Genomic DNA, 17,411 nt, shown 5'->3' with positions numbered 1-17,411 from the left:
GTTCACATCTACCGAACGACTTCAAACTCATGGCCCAAGGCCAGGCAGTGGCTTAACCATTCACCGAGGAACACATTGAGCTGTGCCTTCTCATCGGGCTGGTGCATGAACACATTGGGGTACGGGTAGATGCTGCGAAAACGCCGGGCGTGTTCGGCACTGACCACTTCGGCCATGCGCGCGTCGTGATACACCTGAACCTCCAGTTGCGGCACCGGCAGCCACGGCAGGCTATGTTCCTGGCGTACCCGCAACGTACTGGTGTACGGGCAGGTCAACAGTACTTCCAGGGTCAGTACACCGAGCATCTGATCCCCGTGGGTCACGGCAATGCGCCGCGCCTCGGGGGTGTGGCGCATGTCCGGCAACAGCCGCATCAGCCGTGCATAGTTGGCCTCGCAAGCTGCTTGCAGCCCGATCAGGTCAACCCGATATCGCTCTCGTGCCTTTACTGCCATAACCCCCTCACTTCCGCGCGATTAAGCGCAAGCCATTGCAACGCGATAATGCTGGCTGCGTTGGAAATCTTTCCGTCACGTACCGCTTGCAGGGCATCTTCGAAGGCCCAGGCGGTGACACGGATGTCTTCTGCTTCCTCTTCCAGTCCATGGACTCCACCCGCCCCGCTGCTGTCGCAACGCCCCAGGAACAGGTGGACAAATTCGGTGCTGCCGCCCGGCGAAGGAAAATACCGGGTGATCGGCCACAACGCGCAGAAGGTCAGCCCAGCTTCCTCTTCGGCTTCGCGGTGCGCAACCTCCTCGGGCTGCTCATCCTTGTCGATCAGGCCGGCGACCAGCTCTATCAGCCATGGGTTGCCGGTACGGCCCATGGCGCCGACCCGGAACTGCTCGATCAGCACCACTTCATCGCGCTGTGGGTCGTAAGGCAGTACACACACAGCATCATGACGAACAAAGACTTCGCGATTGAGTTCACGGCTCATGCCACCCTCAAACAACTCGTGACGCAGCTTCAGCCGGTCAAGCTTGTAGAAGCCCTTGTAGGCATTGTCGCGCTGAACGATTTCAATCTTGCTCGGCGTCGATTTCGCTGTGTCCGTCATATCAACCTCGTTCATTGCTTGCCGGTTCGAGGTGCCCCTCGAGATCGCGCCATCCTAACGCGCTCCTGCTCCGGGATGCAGCCCCTTTCCGGTTGCCGGGATGGACGGCGGGCGTCAAACTCACTCTAATCAGCTTAGTGGCGAACTGACTGCCATGCTGGCAGTCGAAGCCCCAGAACGTTTGCCTCTCCCCCGATTTATGAAGAAAGCACGAAGGACGCACATGTCGCTTTTAAGAATCGCCTCCATGGCCTGTATTGCCTTGACCCTGGGCGCTTGCCAGAGCCTGTTCCAACCCAGCCACCTCAAGCCCCTGGAAACCACCTTTGATGCCTCCGAGCAGATAAAGCCCGGCTGCAGCAGCCCGGATTGCCCGCTGGTGAACATCGATACGGTGCATTTCCCCAGCGAACCACAACTTGACGCGGTGGTGGAACAACGCCTGCTACAGATGACCCGCACCTCGCCGGACGCAAGCGTTCCAGCCACCCTGAATGCCTATCGCGAGAGTTTTTTGCGCGAGTCGCCCAACCGCAACAGCATGTACTTGCAGGCCAAGGTACGTGAGCAGCATGACGGACTGGTGATCATCGAACTGTCCAGTTATCTGGATACCGGTGGCGCCCACGGCAATCCGGGGCGTGGTTTCATCAACTACTCGCGCCTGTTGCATAAGGAGCTGCGCCTGGCCGACATGCTGCGTCCAGGGCAGGAGGACGCCTTCTGGAAAGCCGCGAAAGTAGCCCACAACAGCTGGCTGATCAGTTCGCGACTGGACCGCTCCCCTGAGTTCGTGAAGAACTGGCCCTTCCAGAAAACCCCCAATGTGGCGCTGACCAGCACGGGGGTGGTGCTCAAGTATAACGTCACCACTATTGCCCCTTACGCCTTGGGGCTGATCGAAATGAACATCCCCTATGCGCGCCTGAGCGGCGTGATCAAGCCTGAGCTGGTGCCCGAGCGCCACTGAAGGCTCGGCCCAGGATAAATTGCAGCAGCCCTGCCAGCACCAGTGCCGGCAGGGTTGCGCCAATATCCGGGGCCAGGTTGGCCAGCAAGTGATAGGTGCTGACGCCACCCAGCCATGCCAGTAACGCCGGCCAGCGCAGGCTCGCCACCCGCGCCGAGCCACGGCGGCGCAGGATAAAATGATCCACCAGCACCACGCCGAACAGCGGCGCGAACACCGAGCCGATCAACAGCAGAAAGTTCTGATACTGCGCCAGCGGTGCCAGGCAGGCGATCAAGGTGCAGATGACACCGATGGCCAATGCCAGGTGCTCGACTTTCAAACGCAGCAGAATCGCGCTGGACACTGCGGCGGAGTGAATATCGGCGAAAGCGTTTTCTGATTCATCCAGCAGAATCAGCAGCAATGGGATCCCCAGGCCGGCACCCGCCAGGGCCAGCAGCAATGCATTGACCTCACCACTCGGCGCGAACGCCAGCGTGTAGGCCACGCCCAGGCTCATCAGCCAGAAGTTACCGATAAAGAACCCCAGCGCCGTACCGCCGAAGACGCTTTTGGCGCGCTTGCCGAAACGCGAGTAGTCGGCAATCAATGGCAGCCAGGACAGCGGCATGGCTATCGCGATATCAAAACCTGCGGCAAACGGCATCGACCCGTCGCCGGCCCGGCCCCAGAGCGTGGCCAGGTCGGCTTTGGCGAACAGGTTCCAGGTCAGCCACAGGCAGGCGGCCAGCAGCAGCCAGATGCCCCATTTACGCAGGATTTGCCGCACGAAGGTCAATGGGCCGCTGACGGCCAACAAGGTGGCGAGACCGCCGAAGAACAAGGTCCAGAGCAACGGGCTGGCCAACAGGCTGCCCTCGCTGGATGCTCGCGCGCCCAGCAGGCTGGCGGCATCGCGCATGACGATGATTTCAAACGAGCCCCAGCCAATCAGTTGCAACAGGTTCAACAGCGCCGGCAGGCTTGCACCTTTGGTGCCAAGGCTGAGTTTGAGCGCGGCCATGGACGACAGGCCGGTGTCGCTGCCGATCACACCCACGGCGGCAAGCAACAGTACGCCCACCAGAGTGCCGAGAAAAATTGCCAGCAACGAACCGGACAAGCCCAGGCCTGGGGCCAATAGTGCGCCGGTTTGCAGGACCATCAGGCCAATGCCGAGGGAGAACCACAGGGAAAATAGATCGCGGGCGCCGAACACGCGCCTGTCGGCGGGAACGGCAATATCGGGGGAATAGGTGTTCAAGGCAGTTGTCCTTGTGGGGGAAAAGGGCCGCAAGCTGCAAGCCTCAAGAAAAAGCCGGGTTCGCCTTTGCCTTCAACTTGCGGCTTGCGGCTTGCCGCTTAAACCTTCTTATAAAGCTGACTACCCTCCTGCTTGAACCGCTCTGCCTGCTCCGCCAGTCCTTTGGCGACATCCACGTCCACCGTTTCAATGCGCTGATTGGCCGCGTACTCGCGAACCTCCTGGGTAATCTTCATCGAGCAGAATTTCGGCCCGCACATGGAGCAGAAATGCGCGACCTTGGCCGAGTCTTTTGGCAAGGTTTCATCGTGGTAGGAGCGCGCAGTATCCGGGTCCAGGCCCAGGTTGAACTGGTCTTCCCAGCGGAACTCGAAACGCGCCTTGCTCAACGCGTTGTCGCGAATCTGCGCCCCCGGATGGCCTTTCGCGAGATCGGCTGCGTGTGCCGCGATCTTGTAGGTGATGATCCCGGTCTTCACGTCATCTTTGTTCGGCAGGCCCAGGTGTTCCTTGGGCGTGACGTAGCAAAGCATGGCGCAACCAAACCAGCCAATCATTGCCGCACCGATGCCAGAGGTGATGTGGTCGTAGCCTGGCGCGATGTCGGTGGTCAACGGGCCGAGGGTATAGAACGGCGCCTCGTCGCAGCACTCCAGTTGTTTGTCCATGTTCTCCTTGATCAACTGCATCGGCACGTGGCCCGGGCCTTCGATCATGGTTTGCACGTCGTGTTTCCAGGCGATCTTGGTCAGCTCGCCGAGGGTTTCCAGCTCACCGAATTGCGCGGCGTCGTTGGCGTCGGCAATCGACCCCGGACGCAGGCCGTCTCCAAGGGAGAAGCTGACGTCGTAGGCCTTCATGATTTCGCAGATTTCGTCGAAATGGGTGTAGGTGAAGTTCTCTTTGTGGTGCGCCAGGCACCACTTGGCCATGATCGAACCGCCACGGGAGACGATGCCAGTGACGCGCTTGGCCGTCAGTGGTACGTAGCGCAACAACACGCCGGCGTGAATGGTGAAGTAATCGACGCCCTGCTCGGCCTGCTCGACCAGGGTGTCGCGGAACAACTCCCAGGTCAGGTCTTCAGCCGCGCCGCCAACTTTCTCCAGGGCCTGGTAGATCGGTACGGTACCGATCGGTACTGGCGAGTTGCGGATGATCCACTCGCGGGTTTCGTGGATATGTTTACCAGTGGACAAGTCCATGACCGTGTCCGACCCCCAGCGAATACCCCAGGTCAGTTTCGCCACTTCCTCTTCAATGGACGAACCCAGGGCGCTGTTGCCGATGTTGCCGTTGATCTTCACCAGGAAGTTACGGCCGATGATCATCGGTTCCAGTTCGGTGTGGTTGATGTTGGCCGGGATGATCGCGCGGCCACGGGCGATTTCTTCGCGCACAAACTCCGGGGTGATGATTTTCGGCACACTGGCGCCGAAGCTGTGGCCGGCGTGTTGCTGATCAAGCAGGCCAGCGGCGCGGGCCTCCTCCAGCTTCATGTTCTCGCGGATGGCGACGTATTCCATCTCGGCGGTAATGATGCCTTTACGGGCGTAGTGCATTTGCGTGACGTTGGCGCCGGCCTTGGCGCGACGCGGGTTCTTCACATGGGCAAAGCGCAGGGCGGTCAGCTCTGCGTCGCCCAGGCGCTGCTGGCCGAAGTGCGAACTCAGGCCTGGCAGGCGCTCGGTGTCGCCACGGGACTCGATCCACGGCGAGCGCACATCGCCCAGGCCGTTGCGCACGTCGATGATCACATTGGGGTCGGTATAAGGGCCGGAGGTGTCATAGACCACCACGGGGGCGTTGATTTCGCCACCGAAGTCAGTGGGCGTCACGTCTAGGCTGACCTCGCGCATCGGCACGCGGATATCCGGGCGGGAGCCCTGGACGTAGACTTTTTGCGAGCGGGTAAACGGCTGCACGGAGCCGGAGTCGACCTTGGCCGATTCACTCAGGTGCACGGTATTTTTTGATTTTTGGCTTTTTAATTCGGTGCTCATCACGGGCTCTCCAACTATCCAGGCGGTGGATTTTTGTCGGAGCGAACCTGTGACGGATGGACGCACTGGAATCAGTGCTGTGCTTGGCGCACGAGGGCTGTTCGATTGTCGAACAACATCCCGGACGAAGCACAAGAGGACTCGCCGGGTGACGAGAAATCTTGTTCCCTACGCAGGCGCTAACCTGATCAGGTTCAACGGGATCCGGTATTTACCGATCTCAGCCTCATAGCAAGGCACCCCGACAAGAACGCGGCCAGTCTAGACCATGGAACAGGCAAATTGCCAATGACGGTGCATTCAGCGTGATGAATGGCGCAATTACAGGATTGTTGTGCCGTCGTAGCCCCACTACACTCGGCTACGACTCCGAGGCCTTGACGCTCCGAATCGCTCGCCGTAGCCTTGGGCGATAAATTATTGTCGTAATATTCACACTAGGGATTGCCTCATGCTGCGCAAACTTTCACTGGCGCTTGCCGTGTCTTGTGCGACCAATGGAATGGTCTGGGCAGCTGAAGCGCCCTTGTCCACCCGAACCGACCTGGTCAGCGTCTACCAGGAAGCGGTGGACAACAACGCCGACCTGGCCGCCGCCCGCGCTCAATATGGCGCGCAGAAAGAAGTGGTACCCCAGGCCCGCGCCGGGTTGCTGCCAAACCTGTCGGCGGGGGCCGATTCCAATAATGTGCGCAACCAGTTTGATCAGCCAGCCGCCACGATCAATCGTGACGCTCATTCCTGGCGCGCCACCTTGAGCCAACCGTTGTTTCGTGCTGACCGCTGGTTCCAGTTGCAGGCTGCGCAAGCCGTTAATGAACAGGCTGCACTGCAGCTCTCGGCCACCGAGCAGAACCTGATCCTGCAAAGTGCCGAAAGCTACTTCAGCGTGCTGCGAGCCCAGGACAACCTGGCCACGACCAAGGCCGAAGAAGCGGCGTTCAAGCGTCAACTGGACCAGTCTAATGAGCGCTTCGACGTCGGCCTGTCAGACAAGACAGACGTGCTGCAATCCCAGGCCAGCTACGACACGGCACGCGCCAACCGCATCGTCGCCCAACGCCAGGTAGACGACGCCTTCGAAGCGTTGATTACCCTGACCAACCGTCAGTACAACTCGATCCAGGGCATCGTCCATACGCTGCCGGTGCTGCCGCCGACGCCTAACGACGCCAAGGCCTGGGTCGAAACGGCCGGCCGCCAGAACCTCAACCTCCTGGCCAGCAACTATGCTGTCACGGCCGCCGAAGAGACCCTCAAGCAACGCAAGGCTGGCCACGCACCAACCCTGGATGCAGTGGCGCAATACCAGAAGGGGGACAACGACGCCCTGGGCGCCAGTAACCCCAATCCTTTTGGCCCGGACTATCGGGGTGACGCTTCGCGCAGGACCGTCGGCCTGCAGTTGAACATCCCGCTGTACAGCGGCGGCCTGACCAGCTCGCAAGTGCGCGAATCCTATTCCCGCCTGGACCAGACCGAGCAGCAACGCGAAGGCCTGCGCCGCCAGGTGGTGGAAAACACCCGTAACCTGCACCGCGCAGTGAACACCGATGTGGAGCAAGTGCAGGCGCGCCGCCAATCGATCATCTCCAACCAGAGCGCGGTAGAAGCCACTGAAATCGGGTATCAGGTGGGCACGCGCAACATCGTCGACGTGCTCGACGCCCAGCGCCAGCTGTATACCTCGGTGCGCAACTACAACAACAGCCGCTACGACTACATCCTCGACAACCTGCGCTTGAAGCAGGCCGCCGGGACGCTGAACCCAGGGGATCTGCAGGATTTGGCACGGTACCTGAAGGCTGACTACAACCCGGACAAGGACTTCCTGCCGCCGGATCTGGCCAAGGCGGCTGCGGCGCAGTTGAAGGCTAACCCCGATTATTGATGGCAACCCCTGTAGCCGCCATCGCGGCTACAGGGTTATTTGATCAAGCGGCCCAACCCGTCCAACAACCGCTGCAACGCCCCCTGATTGGCCTGCATCACGTTGAGCCCCGCCTGCGCCATCGCCTGCGCGTCCTGCGGCAGTTCAAACAAGCGCTGCACCGCCACCGCCAACCCCTCGGCATCGTCTACTTCCTGCAACGCACCGACTTCACGCATCATCGCGGCGATTTCGAGGAAATTGAACAAGTGCGGACCGGTGATAACCGGTTTGGCCAACGCCGCCGGTTCCAGCAGATTATGCCCGCCAGTGGGCACCAGGCTGCCGCCGACGAAGGCGCTGTCGGCCAGGGCGTAGAGAAACAGCAATTCGCCCATGGTGTCGCCAAGCAACACCGACGCTTGTGCTGTAACCGGCTCACCGCTGGAACGCCGCACCGTGGCAAACCCTTGCTGCTGGCATAACTCAAACACCGTGCTGAAGCGTTCCGGATGACGCGGCACCAGGATCAGCAACGCGTCGGGATGGCTGGCGAGCAGTTGCCGATGAGCCGCCAGCACCACTTCGTCTTCGCCTGCATGGGTGCTGGCCGCGATCCATACCGGGCGTTCGCTGGCTTGCCACTGCTGACGCAAGGCGGCCGCGCGCGCCAACAATTGCGGGTCGATGGTCAGGTCAAACTTGATCGAACCCGTGACCTCGACGGTTTCTGGCCGCGCGCCAAGGTTGCGAAAACGCTCGGCCTCGGCAGCGGTCTGCACAGCGAACAAGCTCATTTCCTTCAACATTGGCGCTGTCAGTTTGGCAAAACGCCCGTAGCCCTTGGCCGAACGGGCTGACAGCCGCGCATTGGCCAGCGCCACGGGAATTCCGCGCCTGGCGCACTGATGAATGTGGTTGGGCCACAGTTCGGTCTCCATGATCACCGCCAGTTTCGGCTGGGCCTTGTCGAGAAACCGCTTGGCGGCACAAGGCAAGTCATAGGGCAGGTAACAGTGCTGAATGCGCGGTTCACCGGCGAACAGCGCCTGGATCCTCTCGGAACCGGTGGGTGTCATGCAGGTCACGGTGATCGGCAGCTGTGGATAACGTTCCAGCAGCCCGCGAATCATCGGCGCGGCGGCGATGCTTTCGCCGACTGACACCGCGTGCACCCAGATCCCGCCGGGTTGCATCGCCGGCAATCCATAGGAGAAACGCTCACCGACGCGTTTCGCGTAAGCCGGCGCCTTGCGGGCCCGCAGCCATAGACGTAAAGCCACCAACGGCAGCACGAGGTAAAACAGACAGCTGTAGAGAGTTCTATTCATGGCGGCGGAGTTTATCGGCTTTTTCAGTCGATCGCCTGCAAGCACTCGGTAAAACGCTCGGCAAGAAAGCGTGCAGCCGGACCCAAGGGTTCATCGCGGCGCCACACCAACTCCACCACCAACGCCGGCGGGGTCCATTCGCTGTCGAGTTCGACCATCTGGCCCTGGTACGTCGGGTACTGCACCACATGCCGGGGCAACCAGGCCCAACCCAGCCCCCGCGAGAGCCATTCGGCCAGCACGTAGAAGCTGTCGGCACGCCATACCTGCGGGCTGGCGGCCTCGTTACCAGGATAGACACTGGTTTGCGTGGACATCAACAACTGGCGGAACTGCGCCAGATGCTGGCAAAGCACGTACTTTTGCGCTGCCAGCGGGTGACCGACACCGCACACCGTGACCATTTCCACGCTGCCCACCACGCGCCGCTCAAGGGCTTCGGGGATCTGGTCGTGATAGAACAGCAAGCCCAGGTCAGCCTGGCGCTCCACCAGTTTGCGCGCCACCTCACCCTGGGCGACGCTAGACAGTTGCACTTCCAGGCTGGGGAACTTCCCCGCCAGGGCTTCAAGGCTGTCAAGGACCGGCTGATAGAGCATCGCCTCGTCCTGAGCCAGGCGCAGGCACGCCTCTTCGCCGCGTATCAGCGACAGGGCACGACCGTTGAGGCGTTCGCACTGACGCAAAACCTCCCGCGCCTCTTCCAGCAAGACACTTCCAGCTTCGGTCAGGCGGGGCTGGCGGCCGCTGCTGCGATCAAACAGGCTAACGCCCAGGTCCGCTTCCAACAAAGCTATGCCATTGCTGATCGCCGACTGCGCCTTGCCCTGGGCCCGCGCCACCGCCGAAAACGAGCGCTGCTCGGCAACGCTGACAAACAGGCGCATCTGTTCCAGGTTCCACTGCACACTCATGGTTCAACCCATCTTAATTTCGGATAGGTAATGACTTTACCCCATCTATAAAGCCTCTAGAATACCGACCTCTGTAGGAGCGAGCTTGCTCGCGAAGAACGCAAGGGCAACACGCTTAACCTGGATACCCGAGTTATCGTTGACGGTTTTCGCGAGCAAGAACTAGGCGTCCCCCCTCTCTCCTACTGTTGAACCCCACTCCGAGGAATACCCCATGAACGCTGCTTACTATTACTTGGCTATCGCCATTTGCTCGGAAGTGATCGCTACCGTTTCCATGAAAGCGATCAAGGGCTTCAGCACCCCAATCCCATTGCTGCTGGTGATTGTCGGCTACGGCGTGGCCTTCTGGATGTTGACCCTGGTGGTACGCACCGTGCCGGTGGGCGTGGCCTATGCGGTCTGGGCCGGGATGGGGATCGTGCTGGTCAGCATCGCTGCGTTGTTTATCTACGGGCAGAAACTCGACATCCCGGCCATGCTGGGAATGGCACTGATTGTGTTGGGCGTGGTGGTGATTCAGTTGTTTTCGAAAACCGCCGGGCACTGATAAAACAGCCTCAAGCAGCAAGCTACAAGCAGTAAGAAAAAGCGATGCACACTGCCTCTAACTTGTCGCTTGCCGCTTGAAACTTGCCGCTGCACGGTATACTCCCTGCTTTTAATCGCAGAGGTCAGCCGCGCATGCCATCCGTTATTTCCACCGACGTTCTGATTGTCGGCGCCGGAGTTGCCGGCCTCTGGCTCAATGCGCGCCTGCGCGGCCAGGGGTTTTCCACGGTACTGGTGGAAAACGCCGCTCTCGGTGGCGGGCAGAGCGTGAAGTCCCAGGGGATCATTCATGGCGGCGCGAAATACGCCTTGCACGGTGCCCTGACCGGCGCCTCCGAAGCCATCGCCGATATGCCCCGCCGTTGGCGCGAGGCCCTAGCGGGCAGCGGCGAGCTGGACTTGTCCGGCGTACGCCTGCTGTCACAGGCCCATTACCTGTGGTCTCCGGGCACCCTGGCCGGCAACCTCACCAGCTTTTTCGCCAGCAAGGCCGTGCGTGGCCGGGTGGATCAGGTCAAGGGGGACGACCTGCCGCCCGCCCTGCAAGACCGCCGCTTCAAGGGCAAGGTCTATCGTTTGGCCGAACTGGTGGTGGATGTGCCAAGCCTGATCGACCGGCTGGCGCAACTGGCCGGCGACGGCTTGCTCGCCGGGCAACAGATCGAACCCCTGCTGGGCGACGGCGCACTGGTAGGCCTGAAGGTTGATGGTCGCGAGATCCACGCCCAGCGCATCGTACTCAGCGCCGGTGCCGGCACAGCCGACCTGCTGGCGACGCTGGGCCTGAGCCAGCCAGCCATGCAACGCCGCCCGTTGCACATGATCATCGCCAAGGGCCCTGGCCTGAAACCGCTCTATGCCCACTGCCTGGGAGGGGGTACCAAGCCGCGCATTACCGTTACCACACACCCGGCGGCCGATGGCAATTGGGTCTGGTACCTGGGCGGGGATATTGCCGAGGCCGAAGGCGTGGCCCGCACACCAGCGGAACAGATTGCCACGGCCCAGAAGGAGCTGGCGCAACTGCTGCCATGGATCGACATGAGCCAGACCCAGTGGGCCACCCTGCGAGTTGACCGCGCCGAACCCCTGCAATCAGGCCTTTCCCGCCCCGACAACGCCTTCCTGGCCGAGCAGGATCGCCTGCTGGTGGGCTGGCCGACCAAACTGGCCCTGGCACCGGACTTCGCCGATCGCGTGATCAATGCACTGGAACGTGATGGCATCAAGCCTGGATCGACCAGTGAACTGCCCGACTTGCCCAAGCCCCCCCTAGCCCTTCCCGCCTGGGAGCAACTGCTGCCATGAGCCTGCCGACCCTGCATGACTTTCATCGCCCCTTGGGCAGCACTGGCCTATTGGTCTCGCCACTGGGGCTGGGCACCGTCAAGTTGGGCCGTGACCAAGGGGTGAAATACCCCAGCGGCTTCCAGATTCCCGGTGACGATGAGGCGCGGATGCTGCTGCGCCAGGCCCGCAACCTGGGCATTAACCTGATCGACACCGCCCCTGCCTACGGCCGTAGCGAAGAACGCCTGGGGCCGCTGCTGCGAGGCCAGCGCCAGGACTGGGTGATCGTCAGCAAGGTGGGCGAGGAGTTCGTCGATGGCGTGTCCCATCACGACTTCAGCGCCACCCATACCCGGTTTTCGGTGGAACGTAGCCTGCAACGATTGGAAACGGATTTTATCGACCTGGTGCTGGTGCACTCCGACGGCAACGACCTGCACATCCTCAATGACTGCGAGGTCTACCAGACCCTGGAAGACCTCAAGCGCGAGGGCAAGATTCGCGGTTATGGCTTCTCCGGAAAAACCGTCGAAGGCGGTGTGAAGGCCCTGGAACAAGGCGATTGCGCCATGGTCACCTACAATCTGAACTCACGGAGCGAGAAAGCCGTGATTGATTACGCCGCCGCCCATGGCAAAGGTATCCTGGTGAAAAAGGCCCTGGCCAGCGGTCACGTATGCCTGGAACCTGGAGTGGATCCAATCCATGCCAGTTTCATGTTGTTGTTTGCGCAAACTGGCGTTGCCAGTGCTATTGTCGGGACCATTAATCCGCTGCACCTAGCCCATAACGTGGCGACCGCTGCCCAGGTCATTCGTCAACTCTGATGCCGCCGACGCGGCCGACCCCGACGCAAGAAGGAGCCGACATGCCGCGAACGCTCATAAGAAAAAACCCCAGCAACTTTAAAACACTGCCGCTGTTCGTCGAAGCTACCCCCGAAGGTCTGAGTTACCAGAGCGTCGGCATGCCACTCAACTTCGCCCAGACCTTGCAACGGCGCAAACCGGTGACCGTGGCGGATGCCGAGCGGTTTTCCCTGGAATTGGCCAACCTTGGGGTTTCAGTACGCTTGACCCTCCATTGGCAGAATCGCGATTACTGGGTGCTGGTGCGCCAGCGCCGGCAGGACCGCGGTGACGTGGTGCTCAAGCTGATTTCCGGTTATGTCCCGGCCCACGAACTGAACTTGCCGCTGCACACTGCAACCCAGGAAATTGCCGAGGAGTGCTTGCTGGAAACCCCCGAAGGCTGGCTCGGCGGGCGTTTCAACGACACCTGGTTACCGGCGCCCTACTCCGCCGCCCTGCATTACCGTGAAGCCTTGCCGTTTCGCCTGACACCGCTGTCCGGCGCCGCCCGCCCGGTGCGCTGCGCCAATATGCAACTGATCGAACGCCCACGGGCCTATGTACATTTACCGACAGCCTCATTGCAGTTGATTTACGACCTGCGCCTGGAAGTGCCGAAAGAAGCCAAGTCCTTGAGCCTGTTTCATGTTGATGAACGACTGGAGGGCGACCAGTTGGTGGCTCGCCTGGATCGTCAGCGCCCGGACCTGTACTTGATGCCTCTCAAGGACGGCCAGCCGTGTGCCGAACTGTATACCTTGAAGAAAGACCAGCTGTATCCGGCCAGCACCCGGGGTTTGTTCCTGGCCGAGAGCTTTGCCCTGCAGGAAGGTTGGCTGGTGCGCGATGAGCGGATCAGATGGAAGGATTGGCTCAGGCAACAGGGACTGAGCGCCCCCGAGAAGGAATCAAAGCTGAAGACATTGACAGGCAAGGCACGGCAGATCTTGCGCAAGATGGTGCCGAAGAAGGCGAGCCGCTAACGGCTACCTCAGCGTTTGAGCAACCGTGCCAGCCCCACCTTCATCGGTGTCGGCTCAGGCAACTTGAAGCTCGCCAGCAAGCGTTGATTGTTGGCCCGCGAATAACGAATGTCCCCCGAGCGTGCCGCGGTGTAGCTGACAGCCGGCAAGTCTCCAACCACCTCCACCAGCGCCTCCAGTACTTGCTTGAGGGTAGTGGTCTGGTTCCAGCCAACATTGATCGCACCCAAGGGCGCATCGGTTGTTTCGATGGCCTGCACCAGCACGTCCACCAGGTCTTCCACGTACATGAAGTCGCGGGTTTGCTCACCGTCGCCAAACACGGTGATCGGCAGGCCCTTTTGCGCACGCTCACTAAAGATGCTGATCACCCCGGAATAGGGCGAGGAAGGGTCCTGGCGTGGCCCGAATATATTGAAGAAACGGAAAACCACCGGCTCCAGGTCATGCTGGCGGCGGTAGAAATCGAAATAGTGCTCGCTGGCCAGCTTGTCCGAGGCATAAGGCGTCAAGGGTGACTTGGACGTCTGCTCGTCAATGGAGGCGCTTTCACCGTTATTGCCATACACCGCCGCGCTGGAAGCAAACACCACACGCTTGATGCCGGCCTCGCGCATGGCTTCGCAGACATTCAGGCTACCGATGAAATTGCTCTGGTGTGTGCTGACCGGGTCATCCACCGATGCCTGGACCGAAGCCACCGCCGCCAGATGCACCACCGCACAGGCACCAACGGCCGCACGGGCAACCAGTGCGGCATCGGCAACATTGCCTTCCAGCAACTCCAGCCGAGGGTTTTCCAAAGGCAGGTTGCAGCGCTTGCCAGTGGACAGGTTATCAAGGACCCGCACCGCATACCCCCTGGCGAGCAAGGCATCCACCAGGTGCGAACCAATAAATCCTGCACCGCCGGTGATCAGGACGAGAGGCGCATCAGCCATATCGGTAAAACCTACTCATTGTTGCGGATCTTATCGACAATCGCTGTGGTTGAACTGTTTTCCACCAGCCCCAGCACTTTGACCTTACCGCCATAGGCACTGACGATATCGGCACCGACCACCTGATCCACGGAATAATCACCGCCCTTGACCAGCACGTCCGGCTTGACCTGGGCCAACAGGTTTTCCGGCGTTCCTTCGGGAAAACTGATCACCCAGTCCACTGCACCCAAGCCAGCCAGGACCGCCATACGACGGTCGACACTGTTGATCGGCCGGCCCGGCCCTTTCAAGCGACTGACCGAAGCATCGTCGTTGACCGCAACGATCAACCGGTCGCCCTGGGCCCGCGCCTGCTCCAGGTAAGTCACGTGACCGGCATGGAGGATGTCGAAGCAGCCATTGGTGAAAACAATGCTTTCGTTATGGGCACGGGCATCGTCGATCGCCAGCAGCAATTGGTCCAGGCTCAGCACGCCCCGCTCGGAACCTTCTGAACGCTGGATTGCACGGCGCAGCTCCGGAGCACTGATGGCCGCCGTACCCAGCTTACCGACCACGATACCCGCCGCCAGGTTGGCCAGGGCCACGGCGTGAGGCAGTTCTTCACCGGCAGCCATGGCGGCGGCCAGGGTGGAAATCACGGTATCACCGGCACCCGTGACGTCGAACACTTCACGGGCTCGCGCCGGCAGGTGCATGGCCGGGTGATCGGGGCGCAACAGGGTCATGCCGTGCTCACCACGGGTCACCAGCAAGGCGCCCAGGTCGAGGTCGGCCATGAGTTTCGCGCCCTTGGTCACCAGTTCGTGCTCATCCACACAACCGCCCACGATAGCTTCAAACTCGCTGAGGTTTGGCGTGATCAGGCTGGCGCCCCGATAAATCGAGAAGTCCTTGCCCTTGGGATCGGCCAGCACCGGGATGCCTCGGGCCTTCGCGGCCTGGATCAGCATCTGGTGATTCTTCAACGCGCCTTTGCCGTAGTCGGACAGCACAAGCACCTTGATACCTTCCAGTAACTCGTCAACCTGGCCACTGAGGGCCAAGGCGTCGGTGGCAAAGGGCTCTTCAAAATCGATACGCAGTAACTGTTGGTGACGGCTCATGACCCGCAGCTTGACGATGGTCGGCTGATGGGCGATGCGCTGGAACAGCGCACGCACGCCGGCACCGCGCAGGCTGTTGACCAGGCTGTCGGCGGCTTCGTCGTCGCCGGTCACGCCCACCAGGGAGGCCGGGGCGCCGAGGGCGGCAATGTTAAGGGCAACGTTGGCAGCGCCACCCGGGCGATCTTCGATTTGCTCGACCTTGACTACCGGTACCGGTGCCTCAGGGGAAATCCGTGAGGTACCACCATGCCAGTAACGGTCGAGCATGACATCGCCGACCACCAAGACAGGGGCTTGATCGAATCGCGGCATGGACAACTTCATGGAGCAACCCACATACAAAATGAACAGGGGCGCGATATTACCACAGGGTGAGCGCTGGTTCGTTCGAGAGCTTTACGTCGCCGGGCGCATTGCACGCCCGGCCTCATAGTGAGGGTGATTGGCCCTACGGGGTGCTTCAAACGATATCGACCGCCGTGGGGGCATCCAGACCCATGGCATGCAGGCGCGAGTAGTAGCCGCCCAGGGCCAACAGCTCGACATGAGTCCCACGCTCGACGATTTCGCCGTGGTCCATCACCAGAATCATGTCCGCCTTCTCGATCGTTGACAGACGGTGAGCGATGACCAGGGTGGTACGACCTTTCATGACCTTGTCCAGCGCCGCCTGGATGTGCCGCTCGGATTCGGTATCCAGTGCAGATGTCGCTTCATCGAGGATCAGCAACGGTGCGTTCTTCAGCAACGCCCGGGCGATCGCCAGACGCTGGCGCTGGCCACCGGACAGCAGCACGCCATTTTCCCCGACATCGGTGTCCAGCCCCTCTGGCAATTCGGCGATGAAATCCATCGCGTAGGCGTCTTCAGCGGCTTTCTCGATGTCGGCACGGGGAGCACCGGCCAGGTCGCCATAGGCAATGTTGTTGGCCACCGTGTCATTGAACAGTGTCACGTGCTGCGTCACCTGGGCTACGTGCCGACGCAAGTTACGCAGGCGGTAATCTTCGATTTCCACCTCGTCGAGCAGTATTTCCCCGCTTTCATGATGATAGAAACGCGGGATCAAGCCGGCCAGCGTCGACTTGCCGCTACCCGAGCGCCCGACCAGGGCAATCATCTGGCCCGGCGTGGCCGTGAAGCTGATGTTTTTGAGCACCTCGCGCTCGGTACCCGGGTACGTGAAGCTCAGGTTGCGCACTTCCAGACGCCCGCTGACGCGCTCTTTCTCTATTGTGCCGCTGTCTACTTCGGGCTCGACATCCAGCTGTTCGAAGATGCTTTCAGCACCGGCGACACCCTTCTGGATCGTCGAACTGACTTCCGATAACTGGCGAATCGGCTTGGGCAACAAGCCCGCAGCCGTGATGTAGGCCACCAGATCGCCTGCCGTCGCATCACCCCGCAAAAACAACACCAGGAACATCAGCACCGCCATGGCGGTGTAGATCACCAACTGCAGCATGGGGGTATAGACCGCGCCGGTCTTGGTCATGCGCAGTTGCTTGTCGGTATTGCTCTGGCTGGCGCTGGCAAAGCGTTGCTGCTCATAGCTCTCGCCACCGAAGCTACGCACCACGCGATAGCCCTGGATGGTCTCCGACGCAACATGGGTAACATCGCCCATTGCCACCTGGATCTTCTTGCTCTGCTTGCGAAACTTCTTGCTCGTATTGCCGACCATAAAGGCAATCAGCGGTAAAATCGCCAGCATCACCAAGGTCAACTTCCAGTTCATCCACACCAGGTAGGCAAACAGGAACACCACCGTCAGGCCTTCACGGATCACCACCTTGATTGCGTCCGTGGCCGCACCGGTGACCATGGTCACGTTGAAGGTGATGCGAGAAATCAGATGCCCGGAGTTATGGGTGTCGAAATAGCGATTGGGCAAGACCAGCAGCTTGTTGAACAACTCGACCCGTAGGTCGTGGACCAGCCCCAGGGAAACCTTGGCCAGGTAATAGTTGCCAAGGAAAGACCCCAGCCCCTGCCAGGCGGCGATCAGGATGATCAGCAGCGGCACGGCCATCAGCAACTTCAGGTCTTTCAAATAGGCAACATTGGGGAAGAGCACCGCATCGGGATTGCTCAAGCCGTCAACGAAATACTTGAGAATTCCCGCCAACATCGGCTGGGTGGAGGCAAAAATCACGAAACCCACGATACTCAGCATGAAGATGCCAACATAAGGCTTCACGTAACCCAGCAGCCGGAAATAGATCTTCAGGCTGGAATCCTGTTCGGCTTTAGGCGGTACGTCACTCATCGTAGAGCTCACT

At 60.7% G+C, this 17,411-nt stretch carries 15 protein-coding genes and 1 riboswitch; of the genes, 6 read left to right on the top strand and 9 right to left on the bottom strand.

All coding sequences use genetic code 11. The annotated features are described in order from the left end of the window. Positions 1-8: 8 nt before the first annotated feature. Positions 9-458, bottom strand: coding sequence for a DUF1249 domain-containing protein (locus tag GIR22_RS05745; protein WP_154742391.1), 450 nt, complete (start codon positions 456-458; stop codon positions 9-11). After that, positions 449-1,066, bottom strand: coding sequence for an NUDIX domain-containing protein (locus GIR22_RS05740; RefSeq protein WP_154742390.1), 618 nt, complete (start codon positions 1,064-1,066; stop codon positions 449-451). The genes GIR22_RS05745 and GIR22_RS05740 overlap by 10 nt, the downstream gene beginning before the upstream one ends. 223 nt (positions 1,067-1,289) lie before the next feature. Between GIR22_RS05740 and GIR22_RS05735 the strand changes: the two genes are divergently transcribed. Beyond that, positions 1,290-2,036, top strand: coding sequence for an RsiV family protein (locus GIR22_RS05735; RefSeq protein WP_154742389.1), 747 nt, complete (start codon positions 1,290-1,292; stop codon positions 2,034-2,036). Here GIR22_RS05735 and cytX read toward each other — a convergent pair. Together cytX and thiC are read right to left on the bottom strand one after the other, a co-directional pair. Then, entirely contained in the window at positions 2,005-3,282 is a 1,278-nt protein-coding gene (gene cytX / locus GIR22_RS05730; protein ID WP_154742388.1) for a putative hydroxymethylpyrimidine transporter CytX, read from the bottom strand. The two genes, GIR22_RS05735 and cytX, sit on opposite strands and share 32 nt — an antisense overlap. Before the next feature lie 98 nt (positions 3,283-3,380). Further along, positions 3,381-5,285: a phosphomethylpyrimidine synthase ThiC gene (gene thiC, locus GIR22_RS05725; RefSeq protein ID WP_154742387.1), complete on the bottom strand. Its 1,905-nt coding sequence runs from the start codon at positions 5,283-5,285 to the stop codon at positions 3,381-3,383. Positions 5,286-5,433: 148 nt separating this feature from the next. Beyond that, positions 5,434-5,539: riboswitch (TPP riboswitch) on the bottom strand. A 197-nt stretch (positions 5,540-5,736) separates the two neighbouring features. On the opposite strand from thiC, the gene GIR22_RS05720 reads away from it, so the two are divergent. Beyond that, positions 5,737-7,176, top strand: coding sequence for a TolC family outer membrane protein (locus GIR22_RS05720; RefSeq protein WP_154742386.1), 1,440 nt, complete (start codon positions 5,737-5,739; stop codon positions 7,174-7,176). Between the two features lie 35 nt (positions 7,177-7,211). Here the strand turns inward: GIR22_RS05720 and waaA are convergent, their stop codons facing one another. Together waaA and GIR22_RS05710 are read right to left on the bottom strand one after the other, a co-directional pair. Next, positions 7,212-8,486, bottom strand: coding sequence for a lipid IV(A) 3-deoxy-D-manno-octulosonic acid transferase (gene waaA / locus GIR22_RS05715; protein WP_154742385.1), 1,275 nt, complete (start codon positions 8,484-8,486; stop codon positions 7,212-7,214). Positions 8,487-8,509: 23 nt separating this feature from the next. Then, positions 8,510-9,400, bottom strand: a complete 891-nt coding sequence (locus GIR22_RS05710; RefSeq protein ID WP_154742384.1) for a LysR family transcriptional regulator — start codon at positions 9,398-9,400, stop codon at positions 8,510-8,512. Between the two features lie 214 nt (positions 9,401-9,614). Here GIR22_RS05710 and GIR22_RS05705 point away from each other — a divergent pair, with 214 nt between their 5' ends. From GIR22_RS05705 to GIR22_RS05690, 4 genes are all read left to right on the top strand, one after another. Then, the gene (locus GIR22_RS05705) at positions 9,615-9,950 is read left to right on the top strand and encodes a DMT family transporter (RefSeq protein WP_154742383.1); all 336 of its coding nucleotides are present in this window, start codon (positions 9,615-9,617) and stop codon (positions 9,948-9,950) included. A 134-nt stretch (positions 9,951-10,084) separates the two neighbouring features. Then, positions 10,085-11,260, top strand: coding sequence for an NAD(P)/FAD-dependent oxidoreductase (locus tag GIR22_RS05700; RefSeq protein WP_154742382.1), 1,176 nt, complete (start codon positions 10,085-10,087; stop codon positions 11,258-11,260). Further along, complete coding sequence (locus GIR22_RS05695) at positions 11,257-12,069, top strand: aldo/keto reductase (protein WP_154742381.1); 813 nt, start codon at positions 11,257-11,259, stop codon at positions 12,067-12,069. The genes GIR22_RS05700 and GIR22_RS05695 overlap by 4 nt, the downstream gene beginning before the upstream one ends. A gap of 41 nt (positions 12,070-12,110) precedes the next feature. Further along, positions 12,111-13,076: a metal ABC transporter ATPase gene (locus GIR22_RS05690; protein WP_154742380.1), complete on the top strand. Its 966-nt coding sequence runs from the start codon at positions 12,111-12,113 to the stop codon at positions 13,074-13,076. Positions 13,077-13,084: 8 nt separating this feature from the next. Here GIR22_RS05690 and GIR22_RS05685 read toward each other — a convergent pair whose 3' ends face one another. The 3 genes from GIR22_RS05685 to msbA all read right to left on the bottom strand — a co-directional run bounded on the left by GIR22_RS05685 (position 13,085) and on the right by msbA (position 17,398). Next, a complete protein-coding gene (locus tag GIR22_RS05685; protein WP_154742379.1) occupies positions 13,085-14,017 on the bottom strand; it encodes an NAD-dependent epimerase/dehydratase family protein in 933 nt (310 codons plus the stop codon). 11 nt (positions 14,018-14,028) lie between these two features. Further along, entirely contained in the window at positions 14,029-15,453 is a 1,425-nt protein-coding gene (hldE, locus tag GIR22_RS05680) for a bifunctional D-glycero-beta-D-manno-heptose-7-phosphate kinase/D-glycero-beta-D-manno-heptose 1-phosphate adenylyltransferase HldE (RefSeq protein WP_154742378.1), read from the bottom strand. A 136-nt stretch (positions 15,454-15,589) separates the two neighbouring features. Then, positions 15,590-17,398: a lipid A export permease/ATP-binding protein MsbA gene (msbA, locus tag GIR22_RS05675; RefSeq protein WP_154742377.1), complete on the bottom strand. Its 1,809-nt coding sequence runs from the start codon at positions 17,396-17,398 to the stop codon at positions 15,590-15,592. Positions 17,399-17,411: the final 13 nt, after the last annotated feature.

Origin of the sequence: Pseudomonas karstica (assembly GCF_009707515.1) — a bacterium.
GTDB classification, from domain to species: Bacteria; Pseudomonadota; Gammaproteobacteria; order Pseudomonadales; family Pseudomonadaceae; genus Aquipseudomonas; species Aquipseudomonas karstica.
Note: the sequence above shows the minus strand (reverse complement) of the source record. Positions and strands in the feature narration are given on the sequence as shown.

Bases quoted from the DNA above. Each gene is read 5' to 3' on its own strand.
- hldE (WP_154742378.1), bottom strand. From the start codon at position 15,453: ATGAAGTTGTCCATGCCGCGATTCGATCAAGCCCCTGTCTTGGTGGTC.
- thiC (WP_154742387.1), bottom strand. From the start codon at position 5,285: ATGAGCACCGAATTAAAAAGCCAAAAATCAAAAAATACCGTGCACCTG.
- GIR22_RS05740 (WP_154742390.1), bottom strand. From the start codon at position 1,066: ATGACGGACACAGCGAAATCGACGCCGAGCAAGATTGAAATCGTTCAG.
- GIR22_RS05700 (WP_154742382.1), top strand. From the start codon at position 10,085: ATGCCATCCGTTATTTCCACCGACGTTCTGATTGTCGGCGCCGGAGTT.
- GIR22_RS05685 (WP_154742379.1), bottom strand. From the start codon at position 14,017: ATGGCTGATGCGCCTCTCGTCCTGATCACCGGCGGTGCAGGATTTATT.
- GIR22_RS05745 (WP_154742391.1), bottom strand. From the start codon at position 458: ATGGCAGTAAAGGCACGAGAGCGATATCGGGTTGACCTGATCGGGCTG.
- GIR22_RS05695 (WP_154742381.1), top strand. From the start codon at position 11,257: ATGAGCCTGCCGACCCTGCATGACTTTCATCGCCCCTTGGGCAGCACT.
- msbA (WP_154742377.1), bottom strand. From the start codon at position 17,398: ATGAGTGACGTACCGCCTAAAGCCGAACAGGATTCCAGCCTGAAGATC.
- waaA (WP_154742385.1), bottom strand. From the start codon at position 8,486: ATGAATAGAACTCTCTACAGCTGTCTGTTTTACCTCGTGCTGCCGTTG.
- GIR22_RS05735 (WP_154742389.1), top strand. From the start codon at position 1,290: ATGTCGCTTTTAAGAATCGCCTCCATGGCCTGTATTGCCTTGACCCTG.
- GIR22_RS05720 (WP_154742386.1), top strand. From the start codon at position 5,737: ATGCTGCGCAAACTTTCACTGGCGCTTGCCGTGTCTTGTGCGACCAAT.
- GIR22_RS05705 (WP_154742383.1), top strand. From the start codon at position 9,615: ATGAACGCTGCTTACTATTACTTGGCTATCGCCATTTGCTCGGAAGTG.
- GIR22_RS05690 (WP_154742380.1), top strand. From the start codon at position 12,111: ATGCCGCGAACGCTCATAAGAAAAAACCCCAGCAACTTTAAAACACTG.
- GIR22_RS05710 (WP_154742384.1), bottom strand. From the start codon at position 9,400: ATGAGTGTGCAGTGGAACCTGGAACAGATGCGCCTGTTTGTCAGCGTT.